The sequence below is a fragment of the Acidobacteriota bacterium genome, from assembly GCA_026393755.1.
In the GTDB taxonomy this organism is placed as follows: Bacteria; Acidobacteriota; Vicinamibacteria; order Vicinamibacterales; family JAKQTR01; genus JBAXOX01.
This window is the reverse complement of sequence record JAPKZO010000018.1, coordinates 122,146-142,278: the sequence shown is the minus strand read 5'-3', so window position 1 is coordinate 142,278 and position 20,133 is coordinate 122,146. Positions and strand designations below refer to the sequence as shown.

Genomic DNA, 20,133 nt, shown 5'->3' with positions numbered 1-20,133 from the left:
CGGGGACGAAGCTCGGGGGGAAGGGATTGGGGGTCAGGGGTCAGGGGGTAGGGCTTAGGGATTCGGTGGGCCCCCTACAGTCCGCGCTCCTCCACGAACTGGTCCGGCGTGAGGACGCGAATGCCATGTTGCGTCAGGCTGTTGAAATGGCGCCGATTACCCGTGACGACCGTTCGCGCGCCAGCTGTTCTCGCGACTTCCGCGATGTGCGCGTCGTAGACCCGCCCGCCAGAGACATGCTCGCCGACGAGGGTCGAGAAGAACGTCGCCCGAGCGCTGGGGGGAAGGTCGGAGACGGCCATCCTTTCGATGATGTTCTCGGTGACCATCCGGTGTGCCAGATCCGGTGATACTCGAAGTCCCGCGGGGAGCCGAGTGGCGACCGAGTAGAACTCCAGACAGCAGTGCCACGCGGTTTGCACGCCGGTCAGTCGCTTCGTCGCGATCGCTTCGAGGAGAGTCCGACTGGCCGTTGAGGTCTCGCCCAACTCGATCAAGCCGGCCACGAAGACCGACGTGTCCACGAACAGCGTGGCTAGTACGGCCATCGGTCGCGTTCCTCGTCGATCAGCGCCGCCACGTCAATTTTCGGCAACTCGTGCGCGGGCATCGTCGGACGGGCCACGAGCAGGCCGCTCTTTCGCCGGACCAGCTTCGGGAGACTCACGACAGGCTCCAGGCGGATCGACACGTTGTCTGAGGAGATTTCCAACGGCGTCCCGGCGCGCAAGCCGAGCCGCTGCCTCACGGCGGCTGGAATGACCACGCGACCTGCCTTATCAATGGTTATCGTCATGCCATTAGGCTACCATTTTGATGGCATCCTGTCGACAACCCACGGCCGGTCTGGCTATCCGAGCCAAGGCGCCCGGGGCCGGGCACGGCAGCCCGCGTGTTGTGCCTGTGTCATAATCGCCGCGGAGCATATTGATGACCGACGCCGAATCAGATCGCGACGACGCTCCGCTTCCTGACCGCATCGCCTCGCTCCTGCGGGAAGCCGAGGACATCTGCAGAGCCGAACCCGCGGCCTCATTCGAGAATGTGTGGCACACGCTTCTTCTTCTCGAGATGGAGCCCGTCGAGCGGCTCAACGTCTCATTGATGCGGGGTCGCTCGGCTTCCGTCAGGCCCTAGCGAGGTTCTCCGCTCGCTACTACTGCTTTTGATCGAATCATCGGCAGCAAGAGGGCCACAGGCCGACCCAAGGATCTCGCGATTCTCCCTGCGCTGGAGGATGCTCTTCGAGTTCAGCGACGTCGAATGGCTAACGAGTAGGTCCTCAACCTCACACAGCGGATCCGTTCCCTACCAACGGCCCTACCACGAATTCAACGCTTCACTAGCGCACGCAGTTCGACCAGAAACGAGTGCACTGTCTTCCCGGCGTCACTGCCCTTCCACGCGATCATGCCGTCCTTCAAGGGAACCATCACTCCGCCTTCTGGCAGGTCCAGTTCGAGACGGCCGAACGATGGAAGCCACCTCAGAAACGCGACGAATTCATCGCCCACGTGGTACATCGCGGGGCTGTCGGGCGACCCGGACCACGTTCTGTTCCAGAAGACCCGCAGCGGCCCAGGCGCGAGATCCGTGGAGGTTGCTCCTTTGACGATCGACAGTCCGCTCACGCGATACTCGGTGAGTATGGGGCTTCCGCATCCCGTCGATGGCCACGCCTTGGTGTCGAGAACCTCCTCGATTCGCAGGTGAACGACCGCATCGGTACGGCCCATGAGTTCGCCCCAGCCCTTCCACGTGTATCCGATTACGTCGCTGATGGGACCGAGACGAAGAGTAAAGTTCGCGACCGCGAGTTCACCAGACACCACAGTCAGATCATCAACGACGCCATCACAAAAGGCAGGAACCGCAACCCTGACGGTATAGCGGCCAGGGGGAACCTCAATGAAGCTGAAACAGCCATTGCTGTCTGCCGTGGCGCGCCGGTCGATGGTCGAATTGGTGACTGATATCCATGCGGGCCCGAGTGGCTTGTGAAACACAAAGTCGACCACGCAGCCCGACACGGCCCCGTTTCTGACAGCAGCGGTGACTGGACAGATCTCGGCAAGCGGACCAATGGCGAGGGCGAAATCCACGGGGCTCGAGTCGCGACCCGATTCGACGCGCACGGACTCGCGCTTTCCTGGCACGAAACCATTCAGCGTCGCTGTGACCGTGTAGATTCCGACCCGAAGGGTCTTGATCTCATAACAGCCTATGGCGTCGGCGTGGACGACCTCACGGATGTCACCACTGGCGGCGAGTACCTCGACGCCCGGAAGAGCGGCTCCCGCGGTGTCTTTGATGCACCCTTTGATGGTGCCCTGCGCGTTGGCAGCAATCGCAACGGCCAGGATGACAAGCACGAAGGACGCGGTCCTCGCCATGTGCGCCTCGAACCGGAGACTGAGTTAATAGCAGTCGAGTCCTGATTGCCAGCAATCGTTTGCGGCAGATTCTACACCCGTCGTCGAACGCCATTCCCGGCTCCCGTGATGCGGGTGGCGCGAACGGGTCGCCAGCTGGTCAGGAGCTACCCTAACCGCCGAAACTGAGGCTCGACCCCACGTTCACCGACACTTGACGGACGCCAGCTTCTCCATCAATGTGCTGGCCGCGATACCATCCTCCGAAAGCACTCCCTCCCTCGTCTGGGTCGGCCAGAATGAGTAGAACCGTTCGCCTCGTGCTTCGAGGACGTCATTGGACGCACCCTTCAAGTAGAACGCCTTGCTTCCAGCGTCATACGTCAGCGCGACGAAGTACCGCCGATTCTCGGCCAATTCCGGCCCATAGTGGTTCTTCGCGAACACTCTCTCGCCATCGACCATCATTGACCCACCCGACAACGACACCACAACGTGATCCCCGACCGCGAATGCTCCTGTCGTTGGCACCCGATAGGTTCGCTCAACTTCGATTTCGGAATCAGTGAAGAGCCAACACCCGTCGTCGGTCGGAAACGAAGTCGAACGGCTGGATGTGCCAATGAAGACCGCATCCGAACCGCATGCCATTGCCGCGATAATCTCCTCGGCGGGAGGATGCGGCTTGTCATCAAAGAACGGCTCAGAAAACACTTCCGTCGAAAGCTGTTCATCCAGAAGACGAACACGGCAGGAGCGTAGACCCTGCAGCTTCGCGTGTTTCCGCTGGTCGGACGTCATCAATCGCTGAATCGGGGTCGTTCGATCCGGGGACTTCGACGGGCTGGGCTTCTGCTCCTGCGTGTTCGGCGAGCGCCCAAGAATCCTCCCCGGGGCCGACCCAAGCGTCGCCGTCAGAACTACCAGCACGGCTCCCGTTCCGAAGCTCAACTCACGATGCATCTTCTTCGTCTCCAGTCCGGTACTCGCCTACGCGACGGATTCTACCCTACGCCACGCGAGCCACAATGGCGCGGATTTCGGCGTTACAAAGGTCATCATCTCCCGGTGGGGATCCAAACCCGGTCGGCCAATGACAGGGTCGCCGAACGCCAATCTCGGCTCCCGCGATGCGGGTGGCGTAGAATACGCAGGGCTCGATGGTGCGAACCGTTGTTCAAGAGAAGGGACCACCTATGAAACGAGTCGTGCTCGGGCGGTTACTGTTCGTGGCGCTGTCGTTCCTGCTGGTACCGCCTGTCGCGGGGGCACAGGCTCCGAAATCGGCACCGCAGTATCGTCCGCTCTCAAACGGCGAGATGGCTCAGCAGGGGCTTTGGGATGCGTGGATCACCGAGTTCAACGCCCTGACGGGCAAGCAGAAAGCCGAGGTCGTACGCCGTCACATCCAGATGTGCCTTGATTCGTTCGAGCTAACCAAGGAACAGCGTACGCTGGTCACGGAAATGACCGCGAAGTTCGTCACCGAAGCGGCCTATAGCGAGACCGACGCGGCGAAACGGGCCGCGATGCAACAGGTCATGCAGCCGTACCAGGAGAAGGCGTTGGCCCTGTTGGGGCACGAACTCACGGGGATTATCTTCTTCGCGAAGCCGCCCATCTCGGTCGTCATCGAGGTCAAGAATGATCCGAAGTTCAAGTAGATGATGGATCCGCGAGGCGCGTGGCGTAGCGCATACGTCGCCGCAGGCGGCAGGTTCTGTCAGCACAGGAGGCCATGATGAGACGAACCTGGTTGATTGTGATTTCTATTGACGTGCTCTTGATGGCAGTTGTTGGCGCATCCCGCGCCAGTCAGCCTCAGGTGTTCGGTCCGGGCCAGTTCACGATACTTGGGGAAGGGCACTCGACTTGCGAGACGTGGCGAGTTGGACGGAAGATGGCCGAGGGCACCCCCGAACATACGCGAACCGCCCAGATGAGGCACTGGATGCAGGGCTATGTTTCCGCGTCGGCCTGGGATCTTGCGAAAGGCCCGGAGGAGCAGAAGCTCAAACTGAAGAACATAGATGTCGAGGCGTTGGACGTGCGGATGGACGAGATCTGCGCGGCGAATCCGCGCATCACGTTCTGGCAGGCGTGCTCCACTCTCGTGGGGAAACTGACCTTGAAAGTGAAATAGGCCGAACGCGATAGCCACGCCGGGCAGGCACGAAGTTGAAGACCACGCAGCCGCAGCAATCACATACCGACGCGATTCGATGACGTGTGGAAGACGACTATCACGGCTTCCGTGACGCGCGGGGCCCGACATGCAGATGCTGCAGGTCACAGCGGTAGTCCTCGGAACCGCGCGGATGGGCGTTGACCTCGCACTCCATCAGACTGCCAGTGTTCCAGAGCGACCAGAGACGTTCCGGCTTGGGTCGGCCGCCGAAGGGCCAACCGGGTTCGACAGCCATCGTGCGGATTGTAGACCACAGGTGGGCTCGGGGACATTCATTCCTGTTGCGATTCGCGAACAGAGTGAGAATCGTCTCAGGGGTGCGACCCGTTTTACCTCGCGTGACGGCCGCGCCGGTCATTTCGCGCCGGTCATTTCGCCGATCATTTCGTGGATCCGACCGCCTGATCTCTGCTAGACTTCTCTCTCCATGGTGCGCATGTCTCGCTGTCATCTGCGAACGCACGGAGACGTCCTTGGACGCCAATCGTCCAGCTTGCGCGAAGCGTCCAATCAGCGTCCAACTAGCGTCCAACAAAACGACGTAAAGCACTCGCGTCCAACATCACTCTCGATAAATGCTTAATAAATAAGCATTTAGCCAGCCTAGCCGGCGTAGCTCAGTTGGTAGAGCAGCTGATTCGTAATCAGCAGGTCGTCAGTTCGAGTCTGACCGCCGGCTCCATAGAATCAAATGGTTAACAGGGCGGATGCGTGCTCGCGTACGCGGCGGCTGGCTGCCAAGACTCGGCGTATACTGAAGCGGAAGGGTGATTATGTTCGACGAGGAACTCCGGTTTTTCATCGCCAATCAGGACCGGCTCGTAACCGAACACCGCGGCCAGTTCCTGATTCTGCGCGGACCACAGGTTGTTGGGGCGTACCCGACGTTGCTGGACGCTTACGCCGATGCCCTCCGGCGGTTTGCCCCCGGTACTTTCATGCTGCAGCGGTGTGAGCCCGGACCGGAAGCCTACACGGTCACGATCAGCACGCGCGACCTGTTTCCCGCCGTCGCATCATGACACCGGCCGCGGTGCCGTCGTTCCACGCCTTCACGACGAAGGCAACCGGACGATCGAGGCGGATTGTCACACCCGCGTCGATCGGCGCCGCCTTCGACCCAAGAACCCCACCCGTTCCCCTCCCGCCTCAACTGGCGGTACAGGTGCTTTGGGACACGGGCGCGACGGGAAGTGTGATTACTGCGGCCACCGCCGCGGCACTCCACCTGGCACCAACCGGCGTGGTCACCGTCAATCACGCAGGCGGCAGCAGCTTGGTGAACACGTACGTCGTCAGCATCACGTTGCCCAACCAGGTCGGGGTAGCGGCGGTGCAGGTCAGCGAATGCCCGGACAGCGCCGGACAATTCAACGCCATCATCGGGATGGATGTCATCACCATGGGTGATCTGTCGATCTCGAATCTGAACGGCCAGACCTGGATGACGTTCCGCATCCCGTCCGTGGAAGCCGCCGACTTCGTGCGAGAGGCCGACCGCCTCACCTACGCGGGCGTACCACGCAACGCCCCGTGTCCTTGCGGGAAGACGCGTTCGGACGGGCAGCCCATCAAGTTCAAGCACTGCCACGGCGCTTGAACGCACAACCTCCATCCGCCGCTGCGCGCTCGGAGCACAGCCCGCAGCGCTTCTACAGCATGTCGGCGCAGATCCGCCACGAGCGGAACGACTACTCGAACGGCAGGCCTCGCGCAGGACCAAGGTCGAACGAGTGCAATCCTGGCTTGTTCGCCAACGCCTCGTCGAACGTGGCTACGTCTTCCTTGACCAAATAGAACGTGACATCTCGCTTAGCCGCCACAGCTCAGCCGAGCCCATTCTAAGCGACCAGGAAGCGGCGCGTGACAGGAAAGAGTCAAGGAGTCGCGACGCCGCTCCAAAGCTGGCCAAGAGACTCCCTGCCTCGATCTGACACTAGCCGACAGGTTCTTCCCGCGCCTTCGTCAGTCTGCGGTTGTCCGGGGCTCTTAACGCAACTAAGGGAACGCCTTCTCAACCAATCTCGGGGTCTGGTCTTATGAGAGCAGCGGGCGGTGCAGCACTTGGTCGATTCCCAGTTCGCGCTCGAACCGGTCCACACTGGCTCGGTCACACTTGCGTAGCAAATCGACCACGTCGTCGGCTGATCGGATGTTGTGGAACACCTTCCGAGGCGCAAGGTACACGACAACCCGTTTGGCCTGGCGGATCATGTTGATCACGTTATTCAACGTTCCTTTGCTCTCGCCGTCCCACAACATGAGCCCGTACTCGGCCGCGTCGACCATGGCCTGGTCTTTCATTGCATAGTAGCTGAAGCCGCGCGTTCCCTTGGGCGCCATGACCTCTCGCGTCGGCCAGCCCGCCACATTGTTGCGGCAGTTCTCGGCCATGCAGTGAACCAGGACATTGCGGTAGCCCTTTTCGGCAAGGTACCGCTGGACGGCCTTGTCTGCGCCATTTGCGTCGCCGACGAGGATCGTGAAGCCTTTCTCGATCATCGTGTCGATTCGACGCTTCACGTCGGCGTTGAGGCGCGACAGCTGTCGAGAACCGGCGATGAAGACTCTCGTCATGTTCGCGTCCGCGTCTTCGTCATAGCGAGCATATAGACTGCTGCGGCACCGCCCCCGACGAGATCCTGCGCCACGACCGTGGCGGTTGCTCCTGAACGATATAGATCATCGAGGAGCAGAATGCGTTTGTCGCCGACCGCGCCATGATTGACATGGAACGCGCCCTGAAGCAGCTTGAGGCGCTGCTGATAGTCGAACACGTCCTTGAGTTCCGGTGTGTCCTTGATCTTGTTCACGGCGGCCGTGCTGACCGGTTTCGAGAGCCGTTTACCAATGGCCATCGCGATCTCGACCACCGGCTGATACGCTGCGCGCTTCCGAGACGGAGGCATCGGAACAATCAGGTCAAACGTCGGATTCCAGCTCTCGATGAATCGTACCGCCGTTTCGGCGATCGAATCGAGTGTGTTCCTGTCGCTTCGGTTCTTCAGTCTGAACACGAGTTCGCCCAACTCGGCGCGCTTCGTGTCGAATTGCGGCTTCCCGAACGAATCGTGTCCCAAGAACTCGCTGCTCAAAGTGTGCTGCCGTTCGAGCACGTACCCGTCCGCCCATGGGCCCTGCAGCTTCATCGGATCGACCTTCACGGCTGACATGACACAGGGATTCTATCGCACCCTGATGGCGGCTGGGCCTGAATCCACGGACGCTTCGCGAGTGACTCGGTGGAGGGCTGTCGGGAGATTCTCGACGAGGCGACCTCGGAAGCTCCTCGCGTCGAGTGTCATTTCGAGTGTCATTGCTCTGGCAAAACCCGAAAACGAACCCACGAATGGGCGAAAACCGACGCAACAAGACGAAGACCGCAAATCGCTGGTCCTGTTCGGGTTGAGTGCGAAGAGCCCGTACTCACAAAGACTTCTTGAAACAAGCCGATAGACTCCCTGCCTCCCAGGCGACCAGCACGATGAAGACGCCCCCCTTGAAGATCTTGGCGGACAATTGGCGGACAATCGGTAGAGGCTCGCAGCAGTTTCAGGCCGCCCCCGGTTGCCTGGCGTTCAAGAACGGGCCTGTTCCTGCACCGTCAGGATGCCACGAGCGCCTCGAAGCCCTTCCTTCCATGCAGGGCTCATTGGAAAGCGGTGCCGCGCCACCAGCTGCGTGATCGCGATGTGCCGCGCCGCCGGCCTGAGGTCACCTGCCTGGCGGCGTGGGGACCGCTGATAGCTTTGCCTGCGTCTCCTATGCCCGCGCCCGCCAGCCTGGTGTTACCATCCGGCGCTATGCCGTCTTTCACCCTTACCCGCGAACAGCTGCACGAACGCGTCTGGTCTGAGCCAATCCATCGGCTTGCGCCTCAGTTCGGCCTCTCGGATGTCGGGCTTGCGAAACTGTGTCGGCGCCACCAAGTGCCGATCCCTGGTCGCGGCTACTGGCGGCGCAAGGAGACGGGCCACAAGGTGCGGCCGACTCCGCTCCCAAAAGACTCCGAATCGACGTCCCTCACGATTCGCATCGACCGGCCGAATCTGTCGGCTCCCCCACCCGCGACCGCTGACCTGCATCCCCTCGCAGCGTTCGAGCGCCAACCGGAGAATCGCATCATCGTCGACGAGGACGTCGAAGCGACCCACAAGATGTTTCGCGCGACGCGGCAGTACTGGTCGGCGCTTCGCAATCACGAACCGGACGCGGCGAAACTGCCTCACCTCGACATCCAAGTCTCGGCGGACGCACGCCCACGCGCGCTGCGAATCCTGCAGTCGCTCCTCGCCGCGTTCGATCATCGCGGGTTTGAACTGGAAACGGGCTCCGACGGCAACTGTATGGTGAAGGTGCTGCAACAAGCCGTCGGGTTCCGGATCGAAGAGAGCACCAAGGACGTGCTGCACCAAAGGACGGCGAAGGAGGAGGAAGCCGTCAAGCGAGGCGTGTCGACCCCTCGTTGGGACCATATGCCGAATGGACGCCTGACGCTGAAAATCGTGAGGCGATGGGGTGTCGGACGACGAGTCGCGGACACGGCCAGCCGCCGACTTGAAGAACGACTGAACGAGTTCATTGAACTGCTGGTCGAGCAGGCGCTGATCCAGCGCGCGGAACAGGCAGAGGCCGAGCGCAAGGAGCGTGAACGACTGGAGGCAGAGCGCCGACGCAAAGAGGCTGCTGAGAGGAGGCGGGAAGAGGAAGCCCGCATCGCTGGGTTCGAGCAGATCATGGCGGCCTGGAAGCGAACGAAAGCTCGACGCGCCTGCCTGGCCGAGGTTCGGGAAGCGGCCGGGCCACTCGAGACCGACGCTGAGTTGGCGCGCTGGCTGACCTGGGCGACGGGCTATGTCGACAAGAACGATCCTGTGCGACGAGTGCGAGAACGCGAGCAAACGATCACGCTCCACTTCGCCGCCAGCTACGGTAGCGAGCACGTCTTGTCAAAGGGGTTCGAGGAGCGTGAGTCGAGCCCGCGGTATGGCGAGAAGCCCATACCACCGGGAATCCTCCTGTCAGATTACGCGTGGATCGTTCAGTACGGCGGCAAGGACATCGCGTTCGACGTGCCCGAAGATGCGGTGATTCCCTTCGAGTGCAGTGAGGACGACGACTGGGCTCGCATGTTCCGAGTACCGGCGAGGGTGTTGAATCGAATCCGCAAGATCGGGCCAGCGCCGATCGAACCGTCGCCCGACGACGATGCAGATGACGTCGATGAGGACGTCGACGAGGACGACGTCGGCGACTAGGCGTCGCACCCCTGCGTGCTCATCGTCTGCCCACGTGTGGCTCAACGAGTCGCGATGTGCGGCAGTTGAGGCAATACTGGTGATTTCGCTACCGTACTCTGGTGTTGCTAAACCCAACGGCTTCGCTTATATTAGGTACATGATCAAGGTTCGGGACATGTTGAAGCGACTGGCCGAGGACGGGTGGGCCATCGTGCGACAGACCGGCAGCCATCGACAGTTGCGGCACCCCACGAAGGCCGACACGATCACCGTGGCCGGACACGCGTCCGACACGATCCCGGTTGGCACCTACAAAAGCATCCTACGCCGCGCAGGCTTGAAGGAGATCCGATGAACACCGATTCTAGGGACATTGCGCGCCTCAAGGCGCGAATCGAGAACCTCGAAGAGGTCTGCGCCGAGGCGCACCAGTTCGCAGGCGCGATGGGCGCACCCGAGCGATTGCTGGACCTCTTCCACCACGCCACGCAGGGCAAGACAGTGTCGCTCGACGGATTCATGCCGGTGACGGCCGACCAGTGCGACGAGATTATTCGCCTGCAGGCGCAGCTCGCCGCGGTGCGTCAGGCCGCGGGAGTGGGCCCGGCCGCGTCGGAATTCGGCCGCCTGGGCGGATCCGTGCGGTCTCGCGTCAAGACTCGGGCCGCCCGCGCCAACGGGCGAAGGGGCGGTCGACCCAGGAAGACGGCGGCGGCGTAAGGGCAGGTCGTCGGGCGAGTCGTGAGGACAGATAGCATCGCAGGGAACGCACGCCTCTTGGCGGACAATTGGCGGACAATCGGGCGCGGCTCCCGGCGGTTTCAAGCCGCCCCCGGTTGCCTGGCCTTCAAGAACAGGCCTGTTTCAGCAGCTTCAAGTAACCACGGGTGGCGCTAGGCCCTTCCTTCGTAATCAGCAGGTCGTCAGTTCGAGTCTGACCGCCGGCTCAATGAAATCAAGGCCTAGCGACTTGCCAAGGACCAGAAATCCCGGTCCTCGACCGTCGAGGACACACCGAAACGGATCCAGCGCCGACCAGTGGGACACCTGCTCGCAGCGGGTGGAGCTAGGCGGTTCGGTGCGGCTGCTTCTCCAGCTTCCTCTTATCCTCTTGCTTGTCCTTCGCAACGTGCTGTTTCTGACCCTTTTCTTTGTCCTTCTTGCCGCCCTTGTCTCCCATGAAGCACCTCCAGCGCCTATTGTCCCTCAACAATCGAGTCCGAGGCCACTTCGGCCGGTGTCGTCATGCGAGCGAACCCCCGTCCCACTGGTGCTCAGGGTCTGGGACGAAGACGAACAACGGAGCGTCACCGGAGGTAGTCCCGTACACGAGCCACCCACCGGGGATCTTGGCGCGTGACAGGGAGGACGGCGTGGGCGCATACGCCTGAGTTCTCGGATTCAGGAACGTGAAGACGAGGGGAAGCTGGTTCGTCATGGTGTGAGTCCTTGCTCGGCGGGTCTGCTTTTCGGGACTGCTGGCCCACATCGGGAAACCGTACGATGCCACTTCTACGCATCTCATACTACAGCGCACGTGACCTTGTCATGGGCATGCAGTGCCTACAGCAGATCCCTCTCAATCACCGCCGCCGACTCCGGGCCGCGCCCGTGCGCCGGGCGTCGTCTGCTGCCGGGCCGCACTCGACGGATTCGCCAGGGAGGGACGGCCACCGCGACAGACCCGGTGGGTCTTTCCGGACATGAAGACGGTCGCACGCCCTTACCCGAGTGGCGTGATGATTCTTGAAGCTGGAATCGACGAGAAGGGACACGTCGTCTCCGCCTGGGTACGGCGTGGCATCAGGAGCGACTTCGACAAGGCCGCGCTACTGCAGCACGAGCCGGCCGTTCTTCATCGCGATTGTCAGCGTCACCGACTGCGCCGGGCCGAGCTTCACCGACGAGGCGACCAGGTCCCTCGCACCAGCCTTGACGACGACCTTGTAGTCGCCCGAGGGCAACTGATCGGCGCCGCTCCCCGCGTCTGCCGTCAGGACCACCTTTCCAGCCGCGTCATACACGGTGTACGGGAACCGCTCCACGGCCGCGGACGCCATCGCGTCAGCCAGCGCCGTGCCGCTGTCGGCGGCGTAGAACGTGCCGCCGGTCGTTTCGGCGAACCCGGCGAGCTCGCGCTGCACCTTCGGGTCCTTCAGCGCGAAGCCGACGATATCGAGGCGGATGTCGAGGCCCGAGGCCTTCAGGTCCGCGGCGGCCTTCACGGGATCGCCCTTGCAGCTCTCCTCGCCATCGGTGATGAGGATGACGGTACCGCCGCCGACGGCTTTGAGGTCGGCCGGCGACTGCATCACGGAATAGACGAGCGGCGTCTCACCCTTTGGCTTGAAGAGGTTCGCCTTGGCGAGAAGCCCCTTCCGGTCGAGGGACTTGATCGGGACGACGAGTTCGCTGTCGGTACACGTCTTCGGCGACGTCGACAGTTCACGGTGGCCGTAGATCCGCAGCCCGACCTTGAAGTCGGCCGGAATCGACGTCAGGACCTTGTCGAGGGTCTCGAGCGCCACGGCCCACCGGCTCCTCGTGCCCGCGAGCGGCGTCTTCATCGAACCCGACGCGTCGAGGATGATCTCGAGGTTGCGGCGCGCCTTGGTCGGTGGCGGCAGCGCGCTCACCACCGTCAGGTCGCCGTTCTTCGTCGGGCCGAACTGCAGGCAGACGGCACTGCGCTTGCCGGCGGCATCAGCCCCCGCCACCTCGACGGCGAACGTGGGCGACGGCAGCGCGGATGGCAGCGTCAGCGCGAGCGTGGACTTCCCTTCGACGTTCACGGCCACGGTCGGCGGATCGAAGCGGGCCGCCACGCCCGGTGCGCCGGCGACGGGCGCGGCCGAGAGGTTCACCGTACCCGTGTATCCCATGTTCGCCAGAATGGTCAGCGGATACGTGTAGCTCCGCCCCGCGACGGCGCCGCGCTGCAGCAGGGCCGGCTCGGTGACGACGACGAAGTCCGCGAGCCGGGCCGTGCACGGCAGGCCGTCCGGATCGAAGCCCTGCGCGAGTTCCCGGACCGCAACTTCGTCGTAACCGCGTTCGAGGGTCTGGTCGTTGTCGAAGCCGTCGTAGATGATCAGGCCGCGGCCGTAGTGGGCGTACGCCAGCGCGAATCCGGTCACGTTGTTGATGTTGCGGACCGTGAGCTGGCCGCACCAGTTGGCGTCCCAGGCCACGAACGTGTTGGCGTCGCCGAGTTCGTTCCGGTAGTGGCGCTCGTTGTTCTCCCAGGCCTTCGCGTCGAGGAAGCCGGGCCTGTTGGCGCGCGGCTGCAGCATCGAGTTGCTCTCGACGAAACGCATGCCGAAGCCCATCGCACCCCGGGCGCCGGGCGTGTCGGTCTTGAACTTGTACGGAACGAAGCTGTAGTCCGGGCCGGGCACGCAGTCGTCCGAGTCCTGGATGACGAGTTTGTGGCCCGCAGCCACCCACGCCATCAACGCCTGCTTGAACGCGGGCGAAATCCCCTTCATCCGATCGGTGACGTTGCACATCTGGGCCATCACGACGGTGTCGAACCCCACCGCCGGCGCAAGCATCGCGGGACGGGCCTGGCGCGGCGAGACCAGGCGGAACCGCGCCCGCGTCAGGACACCCCGCTCGTCCTGCGGCACGTCGTCGTCGATCGCCGCCACGGTCTTCGGATCGAGGGAGAACTCCACGCGATGCCGCCCGCGGGCCTCCTCCCCTTTCGGATATCTCGTGTTCTCGAAGATTGCGCCCGCCATGTGCATCCCCTTCAACTGGCCGAGGAGCATGACGCGGCGGCTCTCGGCGTGCGCGGACGCGGCCGGCGGCGCGGGCGGGGCGCAGGGCGGCGTTGCCGCACCCGCTGCGGCAGCTGGCGCGACGGGCGGCGGCGCCGGGTTCGGGCCGCCGGGGAGCAGCAGTTCGGGGTGGCGCGTCGTCAGGGGCACGTAGCCGGGGCGCTTCGCCTCCATCACCTTCAGTTCGGACGCGAGGAAGTCCATCACGCCCTTCTGGTTGTTCAGCGCACGGAACTTGAGGAACCGGGCCTCGACTGGCGTGAACGGCACCGTGGCGCTTCCGCCCTTCGTCACCGGGGGCAGGCTGGCCGTGGCGACCTTCTGGAAGGGGCCGTCGGGCGAGTCGCCACTCGACACCCACACCTCGACGTCCTTGGGAAACGACGTGTAGTCGTCGGTCCCGACGCGGGGAGCGGCCAGGACCACGCGATCGATGAGCATCGGCTCGCGCGCGAAGAACGACAGCACGACCTCGCCCGGCTCCTTGAGGTATCGGCCGTTCTGGTACCAGTTCGTCTCGAGGCTCCCGTCGATGAACTCCTGGTGGTCGAGGCTCTCGTTCGTGTCGGTCGACCAGGTTTCGACCGTGCCGCCGAAGTCGATCGAGGCGACGTTTCCGTCGAAGACCGGCGTGACCGGCGCGGGTGTCGCGGCCGCGGCAGCGGCGGGCTTTGGCGCCGGCGGTTTCTGCGCGGGGACGCGCGGGGCCTGCGTGGCGACGGCGGCGGCAGACACCACGACCACGAGACCGACGATGGCGATAGCGTTCTTCATACGCACTCCCCCTACTTCATCCGCGCCAGTTCGGCTTCCGCGCCGATGAACCCGAATGGCATCCAGTTCGGCCCAGTGACGATCTTCTGGAAGAGCGCTTTCGCCTCATCCGACCGGCCAAGGCGCCGCAGCGTCATATACAGCCGACGATAGGAAGCACCAGAGACGCCTCCGCCCGCGTGCCACTGCGTGAGGTTAACATATCGCCATCGGACCGGGTGCAACTCCCGGACGGACTCCCGGACGGCGCTGACGTTCGAGAAGCTTATCTACAACCTCCCAATGAACGCGGACGACTTTACGGCGCAGGCGAGTCCGCGCCGTGCTCGCCGCGCACCCTCTACACAAACCAGATCGTCCACAGGTGGGTCAGTGTGCCGGCCGAAATCACCGCCGTGCTTCCCGAGACCGGGCTGTCGTGTTCTCCTCGGGCATGCATCAGACTGACCGACTTGCCGCTCGTCACCTTCGGGGCGTGCTCGTCCGAAAGCCAGGGCGACGAGCGCTCTCGCTGGACAGGACCGCGAATCGTGTCTCTGGTTTCCCGAAAGACGGACCAGCTCACGCAACGCATGCGGCTCCGGAATCCGTCGATTAGATCGACCGGTGTGAGCATCAGGGTTAACGGTAAACCCTGGCGAGAGGTGACCCTCACGAAGGAGTGGCAGACGATCACCATCCGCAAGCCGGCGCCAAGCAGCCTGTTCCGTACCCGGTCGTGGTCGGTCGAGGCGATCGTCGGCGATCCCTGGATACCGAACCAGGTCGAGGCTGGTTCGCAGGATCGGCGGTACCTGGGCATCCAGTTGGGCGCCACGGTGTGGGAAGAGGGGAAGAAGTAAGAAGCAGGAAGCAAGCCGGTAAACGGTAGCCAGTAGACGATAGAAAGCCGAGAGGTGGTACCACGATGGCCCGCTCCTTCCGTGCGGTCGGACTGACCTGCCCGGCGATTCTCGGACCAGCTGCCGGCCGCTTGCCTTGTCGCCGCAGATCCGGCTTCGCTGCGTAGAATAGCGGCCTTAATCTACGCATTGCATGCGTCTTTTGCCCTTGACTCTGCGTAGAATAGGCCCCATAATCTCCGCCTGTGACGCGTAGAATGACCCGCTACATCCATCAGCTGGCCGAGTGGCCCAAGTTCCGATGGGATCAAAGGGCGCTTGCCGGACCTCTGGCCGAGACCCGCCATCGGCAGGGCCGGCTGTTGGGCCGGATGGAGAGCCTTGGGTTCACGCTCCAGAAGGAAGCAGAGCTGGCGACGCTCACACTTGACGTTCTCAAGTCGAGTGAAATCGAGGGCGAGAAGCTGGACCCGACCCAGGTGCGCTCCTCAATTGCCCGGCGGCTAGGCATCGAGACCGCGGGCACTGTTGCCGCCGAGCGGAATGTTGTGGGCGTGGTCGAGATGACGCTCGACGCCACTCAGAACTACGCGAAGCCGCTCGGCGACGATCGCCTGTTCGCGTGGCACGCGGCGCTCGTTCCGACAGGCCGAAGCGGGATGCGAAGAATCATCGCGGGCGCGTGGCGCAAGGATGCCGACGGCCCGATGCAGGTGGTTTCGGGGCCCGTCGGCAACGAGAAGGTGCACTACGAAGCGCCGGCATTATCGCTTGTCGGCAAGGAGATGTCCGCGTTTCTCGTATGGGCGAATGACAGCGCGGACAAGACAGACATGGTGCTGCGGGCTGCGCTCGCGCATCTGTGGTTCGTGACCATTCACCCGTTCGATGACGGCAACGGACGGATCGCGCGTGCGATCGCCGACTGGGCGCTGGCGCGCTCGGAGCACAGCCCGCAGCGCTTCTACAGCATGTCGGCGCAGATCCGCCACGAGCGGAACGACTACTACGACATCCTCGAGAAGACGCAGAAGGGCACGCTCGACGTGACGCCATGGATGGAATGGTTCCTGGGATGTCTCGCACGCGCGTTCGACGGAACGGAAGTGACGTTGGGGGCCGTTCTTCGCAAGGCGCGGTTCTGGGACAAGCACGCGCGCATGCCGCTGAATAATCGGCAGCGCGACATCGTCAACCGTCTGCTCGATGGGTTCGAGGGGAAGCTGACAACAACCAAATGGGCGAAGCTCGAAAAATGCTCGCATGACACCGCGCTCCGCGACATCCAGAGCCTCATCGACCAGGGCCTGCTGCAAAGAGATGCCGGCGGCGGCCGGAGCACGAGCTATTCGCTGGTCGAGGCTTGAGCGCTCATGTCCATAGCTGGCGGACAATTGGCGGACAATCGGTCGAGGCCGAAGGCGGTTTCCACCATGCTTCTGGTCAGAAGGGATCATTCATAACGGCACAGTCGTCATGTGGTGTTCGATTGCCCGACGAATGTCGTCTGGCAGCATCCGAATCGGCTCGTGTTGCGGCCAGATATCCCGGACAGCCTGTGCGGTTTCTCTTGCTATTCTGAGCACGGCGCGCGTGGGCAAGCCTCCCTTTTCCGCGAAGCTCCTAAGACGGTCGGCGTCGATCTTGGTGAAGTCCTTCGTTCCCGCCAGGGATAACGCGAGATGCTGGTTAGGCAAGTACGCGACTGTTCCGACGAGATCATACGCCGGTGCGAGAGTCGTTGTACGGCCGTCGGGATAAATGAGCGACCAGTTCTTCAGGTGCGCGTCACCGTTCCCGATGAGGACGTTGAACACCAGCCGCCTCACAAACTCGGACGCGCCGGCCTCGCCCGTTTCCGCCCACAGCACTTCAGCGATGTTTGCATAGCTCGCCCTGGCGTACTTGTCGTTGGGGTACAGGTTGAAGACCTGAGCGAAATCTTCGATATGAATTCGCGCTCCCGCCTCCGCTCGGTCAAAGCGGCGAATCGCAAGTGTCTGGCCGAATCCTTCCGGGAGATCGGCCGGCAAGTGGCTGATCTCAGAAGTCGGCACAAGGCGAACTTCGGGCACCTGGATGCCGACGGCAGCCGCGAGAGTCATCATCGCGTACTCCGTCTCAGGCACGGCCTTGAACCGCGACGAGGGCAGTTTCACAATCCAGTCGCCACCGACACCTCCGACCGGCAAGGTCAGTCCTCCAGACGTTTCCATAACCGCCGAGAACTTGAGCTGCACGCCGGCCAAAGAAAATCGAAGTGGCCGATCGTCCTCGAGATGGGTCGGCTCTTCTTCCTCCGTTCGGGGGGGCAAAGCGCCGTCGCTCGCCGTTGCGACGACAGCCCCGGGCAAGTCGGCGCCAACCAGCCACAGCAGGAAGAACTCCCGGTCGGGGTGGACGGCGCCGCGAGACGCGAGATACTGGCGCAGATGTCCTTCGGGAAGGAGGTTCGAGAAGAACGCGGGCAGCTTCGTGCGCGTGGGACGCAGATTCTCCACCAGATTGCCGTCGCGACCCTTGTAGCCAAGACTCAGTGTCGGGCGATTGACGTCTGCAGCGTACGCGGGGTCGAACACAAAAAACGTTGCGTCGTCTTGCAGGCGGGCAAGCGTGCCGACGGCGATATCGCCGACACGCACCTCCAGCGTTTCCACGGGCCTCGCGATCTGACGGCGAACCTGGCGTGCGACCGCCATCATCGGAGTCTCCAAGTCACGCGCTCAAACCGTTCAACTGATTCCCGGCTCATCGTCTCCTGCCCCGTGGCGGTCGTCAGCCCTGTCCAGCGCGTACAGAGGGCGTTCTTCAGTTGGCTCTCCCTTGGCCTCGACCAGGCCCTTGACAACGGGCACGAGCTGGCGAGGCACAAGCATGAGTTCAAAATCCAAGACGCGAGCCACGTCCTGCACCATCGACAACCGCGGGTTGACTGATCCGCGTTCCAAGTTGGAAATCTGGCTTTGCCGCATGCCGAGCTTCTGAGCCAAGTCCGCCTGTTTCATGGCGTGCAGCAGCCGCCCTTCCCGCAAGCTCTCGATAATCGTTCGATACTGCATATATTACTTTTCAGTGATTTTACGCTTAGTATATCACTTAAACAAAATAACAAAGAGCCCTAAATGCCCCGCTCGCCATCTATTTCAATCACGTTTTGATAATATCACGATAACCATATCACGTAAACATAATTTATGCCCCACTCCTTCGCACCAGAGGTCCCCTCGTCGCACGAGCTCAATCGGAACTCAGCGGGACCGAGCGTCATGAGGAGAGCCCTGCTCGGCGTGGACCACCGGGGTGAAGAGCAAACGGTCAGCGTCACAAATGCCTTGCGCACTCGCGGTCGAGAGGCCTGGCAACCCGCGCCGGGAATAGGGAGGGGCCCTCAGCGATGGACGCCGCGAGCCTTCTGTGTTTCTTCGATCGTGCGAAACCTGAAGACGCCCCGCGGGTAGACCCGCGGCGCAATGGCCCAGTACCGTGTGCAGTGCCACAGGAACTGGTCAAAGTCCGGCAGCCTGGATCGGCCGATGGGCGCGAGGCTCATCTCCTCGTCCGCCACGAGAAAGAACTTCTGTGACGCGCGTCCAGGCCTACCCGCGTCTCGAAATGAGCGCCCGCTGCACAAGCGCGTCGAATTCCTGCAGCCGCTCCGGCTCCTCGAGGGCCTCGTAGAACCGCGTCAGCGTCTCCCGGATGCGCGTAAAGTCGAACGTATCGCCGTGGCGGATCACGAGGCGCTCGATGTCGCCTTTGTCGCGGTCCCGCCACGCAACAGCCTTGAAGACGACGAGATCCTCAGCCGTCGCCACCGGCAGCGTCACACCGGCGAGATCGATCGGTGTGGCCCGTGCCATCGCGTCACGCTCGAACGGCAGCCAGCCGAGACTCAGGTCGAGCGGAACACCCGATGCCTCATGGCGCATCAGCAGCACCTGGCGCTGGCGGGCGAAGGCGATCGCATCGGGAATGCGCGGGGTGAATCCGGCCCGCTCAAGCAGTTGGCCCAAGGCTTCAAGGTCCAGGCCTTCGCCCTGAACGACGGCGTCAATGTCGATGGTCTGGCGTGGAACGCCCCGCGCAATGACGGCCAGACCGCCGATGAGCATCGCTGGGCAACCGAGTGCGCGAAACGCGGAGGCCAGCGCGTCAAGCGCACCGGGAAGATCGGGCCGCGGCTCAGTGGTCATGGACACAGCTTGGCGCGGAGCCGGGCGAAGCGACTCCAGACTTCGAGATTGTCGCGCTGGTCGATGGGATCGTCCGGGGGAGGCCAGCCGTGCATCCCGGCATACAACGTCAGCAGGGTGAGCGCCGTCCCAAACAACTGCGAGGGTGTGGCCGCGGCGCCCGAAAACTCTCGCGCTTCGACCCTCGACGCGGCCTGCCGGTCTTCGGCCCACCGCCGGATGGCACGGCCCTCAGACCCGTCGCGACGGGAAGCCCCCGTGGTGCGCATGACGCCAGTGTACCACCTCGGACGCAGGGCGCTCTCCTGCGCCACGTATTCAGCAGGTCGCCGGTTCACGCCCGACCGCCGACTCCGCCGCCGAGGAATGGCCTGACACGGGCAGGATCGGCGGCTCTCGATTCCCGTGGGCCGGTGGGTCTATTCCGGAGACATCGGGTCACTGGACACCGCGCGGCCCAGCAAGCCGCTGGGAACCGTCGGTCGAGGTCGTTGAAAAAGACAAGCGTTCAGCGCCAGTGGGGCGAAAGACCACTTCCTCGTGGGCAAGCGTGTCGGCAGCAAATTGGCTTGCTGCGTGGACATCCTCCCGCGTAATCCTTGGATAGCCGTCGAGCAGGTCTTCAAGCGTGCCTGCGGCGCGCTTCTCGGGCACGGGTTCCAGTGCAATGCGATGCATGGACACGAGCGCTGCCGCTTCGCATAGACGCCCCATCACGGTGCGGCGGTTCGCCTCGGCGGCT

Annotated in this window: 25 protein-coding genes and 1 tRNA gene; 11 read left to right on the top strand and 15 right to left on the bottom strand. The window is 63.0% G+C overall.

Annotation, left to right across the window (positions count from 1 at the left end):
* Positions 1–74 precede the first annotated feature (74 nt).
* Together NTV05_07010 and NTV05_07005 are read right to left on the bottom strand one after the other, a co-directional pair.
* Entirely contained in the window at positions 75–548 is a 474-nt protein-coding gene (locus tag NTV05_07010) for a PIN domain-containing protein (GenBank protein MCX6544151.1), read from the bottom strand.
* Positions 536–796, bottom strand: coding sequence for an AbrB/MazE/SpoVT family DNA-binding domain-containing protein (locus NTV05_07005; GenBank protein MCX6544150.1), 261 nt, complete (start codon positions 794–796; stop codon positions 536–538). Before NTV05_07005 ends, NTV05_07010 begins: the two co-directional genes overlap by 13 nt.
* A 134-nt stretch (positions 797–930) precedes the next feature.
* Here NTV05_07005 and NTV05_07000 point away from each other — a divergent pair, with 134 nt between their 5' ends.
* Complete coding sequence (locus tag NTV05_07000; protein ID MCX6544149.1) at positions 931–1,137, top strand: hypothetical protein; 207 nt, start codon at positions 931–933, stop codon at positions 1,135–1,137.
* A gap of 194 nt (positions 1,138–1,331) precedes the next feature.
* Here NTV05_07000 and NTV05_06995 read toward each other — a convergent pair whose 3' ends face one another.
* Together NTV05_06995 and NTV05_06990 are read right to left on the bottom strand one after the other, a co-directional pair.
* On the bottom strand, positions 1,332–2,393 hold the full coding sequence (locus tag NTV05_06995; GenBank protein MCX6544148.1) for a carboxypeptidase-like regulatory domain-containing protein: 1,062 nt from the start codon (positions 2,391–2,393) through the stop codon (positions 1,332–1,334).
* 183 nt (positions 2,394–2,576) lie between these two features.
* Entirely contained in the window at positions 2,577–3,335 is a 759-nt protein-coding gene (locus tag NTV05_06990) for a hypothetical protein (protein ID MCX6544147.1), read from the bottom strand.
* Between the two features lie 233 nt (positions 3,336–3,568).
* Here NTV05_06990 and NTV05_06985 point away from each other — a divergent pair, with 233 nt between their 5' ends.
* The 5 genes from NTV05_06985 to NTV05_06965 all read left to right on the top strand — a co-directional run bounded on the left by NTV05_06985 (position 3,569) and on the right by NTV05_06965 (position 6,160).
* Entirely contained in the window at positions 3,569–4,036 is a 468-nt protein-coding gene (locus NTV05_06985; protein MCX6544146.1) for a hypothetical protein, read from the top strand.
* A 77-nt stretch (positions 4,037–4,113) separates the two neighbouring features.
* Complete coding sequence (locus tag NTV05_06980; protein ID MCX6544145.1) at positions 4,114–4,515, top strand: hypothetical protein; 402 nt, start codon at positions 4,114–4,116, stop codon at positions 4,513–4,515.
* Between the two features lie 651 nt (positions 4,516–5,166).
* Positions 5,167–5,242 (top strand) — tRNA-Thr (locus NTV05_06975).
* Positions 5,243–5,333: 91 nt separating this feature from the next.
* Entirely contained in the window at positions 5,334–5,582 is a 249-nt protein-coding gene (locus tag NTV05_06970) for a hypothetical protein (protein ID MCX6544144.1), read from the top strand.
* Positions 5,579–6,160: an aspartyl protease family protein gene (locus tag NTV05_06965; protein MCX6544143.1), complete on the top strand. Its 582-nt coding sequence runs from the start codon at positions 5,579–5,581 to the stop codon at positions 6,158–6,160. The genes NTV05_06970 and NTV05_06965 overlap by 4 nt, the downstream gene beginning before the upstream one ends.
* A 437-nt stretch (positions 6,161–6,597) precedes the next feature.
* Here the strand turns inward: NTV05_06965 and NTV05_06960 are convergent, their stop codons facing one another.
* Both NTV05_06960 and NTV05_06955 read right to left on the bottom strand, forming a co-directional pair.
* Positions 6,598–7,137, bottom strand: a complete 540-nt coding sequence (locus NTV05_06960) for a hypothetical protein (protein MCX6544142.1) — start codon at positions 7,135–7,137, stop codon at positions 6,598–6,600.
* A complete protein-coding gene (locus NTV05_06955; GenBank protein MCX6544141.1) occupies positions 7,134–7,733 on the bottom strand; it encodes a ComF family protein in 600 nt (199 codons plus the stop codon). The genes NTV05_06960 and NTV05_06955 overlap by 4 nt, the downstream gene beginning before the upstream one ends.
* A gap of 756 nt (positions 7,734–8,489) precedes the next feature.
* Between NTV05_06955 and NTV05_06950 the strand changes: the two genes are divergently transcribed.
* The 3 genes from NTV05_06950 to NTV05_06940 all read left to right on the top strand — a co-directional run bounded on the left by NTV05_06950 (position 8,490) and on the right by NTV05_06940 (position 10,520).
* Positions 8,490–9,818 (top strand): hypothetical protein, encoded by a 1,329-nt coding sequence (locus NTV05_06950; protein MCX6544140.1) that lies wholly within the window; start codon positions 8,490–8,492, stop codon positions 9,816–9,818.
* A gap of 142 nt (positions 9,819–9,960) precedes the next feature.
* Entirely contained in the window at positions 9,961–10,155 is a 195-nt protein-coding gene (locus NTV05_06945) for a type II toxin-antitoxin system HicA family toxin (GenBank protein MCX6544139.1), read from the top strand.
* Positions 10,152–10,520, top strand: a complete 369-nt coding sequence (locus NTV05_06940; GenBank protein ID MCX6544138.1) for a hypothetical protein — start codon at positions 10,152–10,154, stop codon at positions 10,518–10,520. Before NTV05_06945 ends, NTV05_06940 begins: the two co-directional genes overlap by 4 nt.
* Positions 10,521–11,629: 1,109 nt before the next feature.
* Here the strand turns inward: NTV05_06940 and NTV05_06935 are convergent.
* The 3 genes from NTV05_06935 to NTV05_06925 all read right to left on the bottom strand — a co-directional run bounded on the left by NTV05_06935 (position 11,630) and on the right by NTV05_06925 (position 14,921).
* The gene (locus NTV05_06935; protein MCX6544137.1) at positions 11,630–14,356 is read right to left on the bottom strand and encodes a hypothetical protein; all 2,727 of its coding nucleotides are present in this window, start codon (positions 14,354–14,356) and stop codon (positions 11,630–11,632) included.
* A gap of 11 nt (positions 14,357–14,367) precedes the next feature.
* Positions 14,368–14,493, bottom strand: a complete 126-nt coding sequence (locus tag NTV05_06930) for a hypothetical protein (protein ID MCX6544136.1) — start codon at positions 14,491–14,493, stop codon at positions 14,368–14,370.
* Between the two features lie 203 nt (positions 14,494–14,696).
* Complete coding sequence (locus NTV05_06925; protein MCX6544135.1) at positions 14,697–14,921, bottom strand: hypothetical protein; 225 nt, start codon at positions 14,919–14,921, stop codon at positions 14,697–14,699.
* Between the two features lie 43 nt (positions 14,922–14,964).
* On the opposite strand from NTV05_06925, the gene NTV05_06920 reads away from it, so the two are divergent.
* Positions 14,965–15,198: a hypothetical protein gene (locus tag NTV05_06920; GenBank protein ID MCX6544134.1), complete on the top strand. Its 234-nt coding sequence runs from the start codon at positions 14,965–14,967 to the stop codon at positions 15,196–15,198.
* Positions 15,199–15,455: 257 nt separating this feature from the next.
* Complete coding sequence (locus tag NTV05_06915; protein ID MCX6544133.1) at positions 15,456–16,565, top strand: Fic family protein; 1,110 nt, start codon at positions 15,456–15,458, stop codon at positions 16,563–16,565.
* Between the two features lie 90 nt (positions 16,566–16,655).
* Here NTV05_06915 and NTV05_06910 read toward each other — a convergent pair whose 3' ends face one another.
* The 6 genes from NTV05_06910 to NTV05_06885 all read right to left on the bottom strand — a co-directional run bounded on the left by NTV05_06910 (position 16,656) and on the right by NTV05_06885 (position 20,069).
* Positions 16,656–17,900, bottom strand: coding sequence for a type II toxin-antitoxin system HipA family toxin (locus NTV05_06910; GenBank protein ID MCX6544132.1), 1,245 nt, complete (start codon positions 17,898–17,900; stop codon positions 16,656–16,658).
* Positions 17,901–17,930: 30 nt separating this feature from the next.
* On the bottom strand, positions 17,931–18,257 hold the full coding sequence (locus NTV05_06905) for a helix-turn-helix transcriptional regulator (GenBank protein ID MCX6544131.1): 327 nt from the start codon (positions 18,255–18,257) through the stop codon (positions 17,931–17,933).
* Positions 18,258–18,586: 329 nt separating this feature from the next.
* The gene (locus NTV05_06900) at positions 18,587–18,748 is read right to left on the bottom strand and encodes a hypothetical protein (protein MCX6544130.1); all 162 of its coding nucleotides are present in this window, start codon (positions 18,746–18,748) and stop codon (positions 18,587–18,589) included.
* Positions 18,749–18,794: 46 nt separating this feature from the next.
* The gene (locus NTV05_06895; protein ID MCX6544129.1) at positions 18,795–19,391 is read right to left on the bottom strand and encodes a hypothetical protein; all 597 of its coding nucleotides are present in this window, start codon (positions 19,389–19,391) and stop codon (positions 18,795–18,797) included.
* The gene (locus tag NTV05_06890; GenBank protein MCX6544128.1) at positions 19,388–19,729 is read right to left on the bottom strand and encodes a hypothetical protein; all 342 of its coding nucleotides are present in this window, start codon (positions 19,727–19,729) and stop codon (positions 19,388–19,390) included. The genes NTV05_06895 and NTV05_06890 overlap by 4 nt, the downstream gene beginning before the upstream one ends.
* Positions 19,730–19,829: 100 nt before the next feature.
* Positions 19,830–20,069: a hypothetical protein gene (locus NTV05_06885; protein ID MCX6544127.1), complete on the bottom strand. Its 240-nt coding sequence runs from the start codon at positions 20,067–20,069 to the stop codon at positions 19,830–19,832.
* Positions 20,070–20,133: the final 64 nt, after the last annotated feature.

What these genes read in the sequence shown, in the direction of transcription:
- NTV05_07010 (MCX6544151.1), bottom strand. Translation starts at nt 548, where the DNA reads ATGGCCGTACTAGCCACGCTGTTCGTGGACACGTCGGTCTTCGTGGCC.
- NTV05_07005 (MCX6544150.1), bottom strand. Translation starts at nt 796, where the DNA reads ATGACGATAACCATTGATAAGGCAGGTCGCGTGGTCATTCCAGCCGCC.
- NTV05_07000 (MCX6544149.1), top strand. Translation starts at nt 931, where the DNA reads ATGACCGACGCCGAATCAGATCGCGACGACGCTCCGCTTCCTGACCGC.
- NTV05_06995 (MCX6544148.1), bottom strand. Translation starts at nt 2,393, where the DNA reads ATGGCGAGGACCGCGTCCTTCGTGCTTGTCATCCTGGCCGTTGCGATT.
- NTV05_06990 (MCX6544147.1), bottom strand. Translation starts at nt 3,335, where the DNA reads ATGCATCGTGAGTTGAGCTTCGGAACGGGAGCCGTGCTGGTAGTTCTG.
- NTV05_06985 (MCX6544146.1), top strand. Translation starts at nt 3,569, where the DNA reads ATGAAACGAGTCGTGCTCGGGCGGTTACTGTTCGTGGCGCTGTCGTTC.
- NTV05_06980 (MCX6544145.1), top strand. Translation starts at nt 4,114, where the DNA reads ATGAGACGAACCTGGTTGATTGTGATTTCTATTGACGTGCTCTTGATG.
- NTV05_06970 (MCX6544144.1), top strand. Translation starts at nt 5,334, where the DNA reads ATGTTCGACGAGGAACTCCGGTTTTTCATCGCCAATCAGGACCGGCTC.
- NTV05_06965 (MCX6544143.1), top strand. Translation starts at nt 5,579, where the DNA reads ATGACACCGGCCGCGGTGCCGTCGTTCCACGCCTTCACGACGAAGGCA.
- NTV05_06960 (MCX6544142.1), bottom strand. Translation starts at nt 7,137, where the DNA reads ATGACGAGAGTCTTCATCGCCGGTTCTCGACAGCTGTCGCGCCTCAAC.
- NTV05_06955 (MCX6544141.1), bottom strand. Translation starts at nt 7,733, where the DNA reads ATGTCAGCCGTGAAGGTCGATCCGATGAAGCTGCAGGGCCCATGGGCG.
- NTV05_06940 (MCX6544138.1), top strand. Translation starts at nt 10,152, where the DNA reads ATGAACACCGATTCTAGGGACATTGCGCGCCTCAAGGCGCGAATCGAG.
- NTV05_06935 (MCX6544137.1), bottom strand. Translation starts at nt 14,356, where the DNA reads ATGAAGAACGCTATCGCCATCGTCGGTCTCGTGGTCGTGGTGTCTGCC.
- NTV05_06930 (MCX6544136.1), bottom strand. Translation starts at nt 14,493, where the DNA reads ATGACGCTGCGGCGCCTTGGCCGGTCGGATGAGGCGAAAGCGCTCTTC.
- NTV05_06915 (MCX6544133.1), top strand. Translation starts at nt 15,456, where the DNA reads ATGACCCGCTACATCCATCAGCTGGCCGAGTGGCCCAAGTTCCGATGG.
- NTV05_06910 (MCX6544132.1), bottom strand. Translation starts at nt 17,900, where the DNA reads ATGATGGCGGTCGCACGCCAGGTTCGCCGTCAGATCGCGAGGCCCGTG.
- NTV05_06905 (MCX6544131.1), bottom strand. Translation starts at nt 18,257, where the DNA reads ATGCAGTATCGAACGATTATCGAGAGCTTGCGGGAAGGGCGGCTGCTG.
- NTV05_06900 (MCX6544130.1), bottom strand. Translation starts at nt 18,748, where the DNA reads ATGAGCCTCGCGCCCATCGGCCGATCCAGGCTGCCGGACTTTGACCAG.
- NTV05_06895 (MCX6544129.1), bottom strand. Translation starts at nt 19,391, where the DNA reads ATGACCACTGAGCCGCGGCCCGATCTTCCCGGTGCGCTTGACGCGCTG.
- NTV05_06885 (MCX6544127.1), bottom strand. Translation starts at nt 20,069, where the DNA reads ATGCATCGCATTGCACTGGAACCCGTGCCCGAGAAGCGCGCCGCAGGC.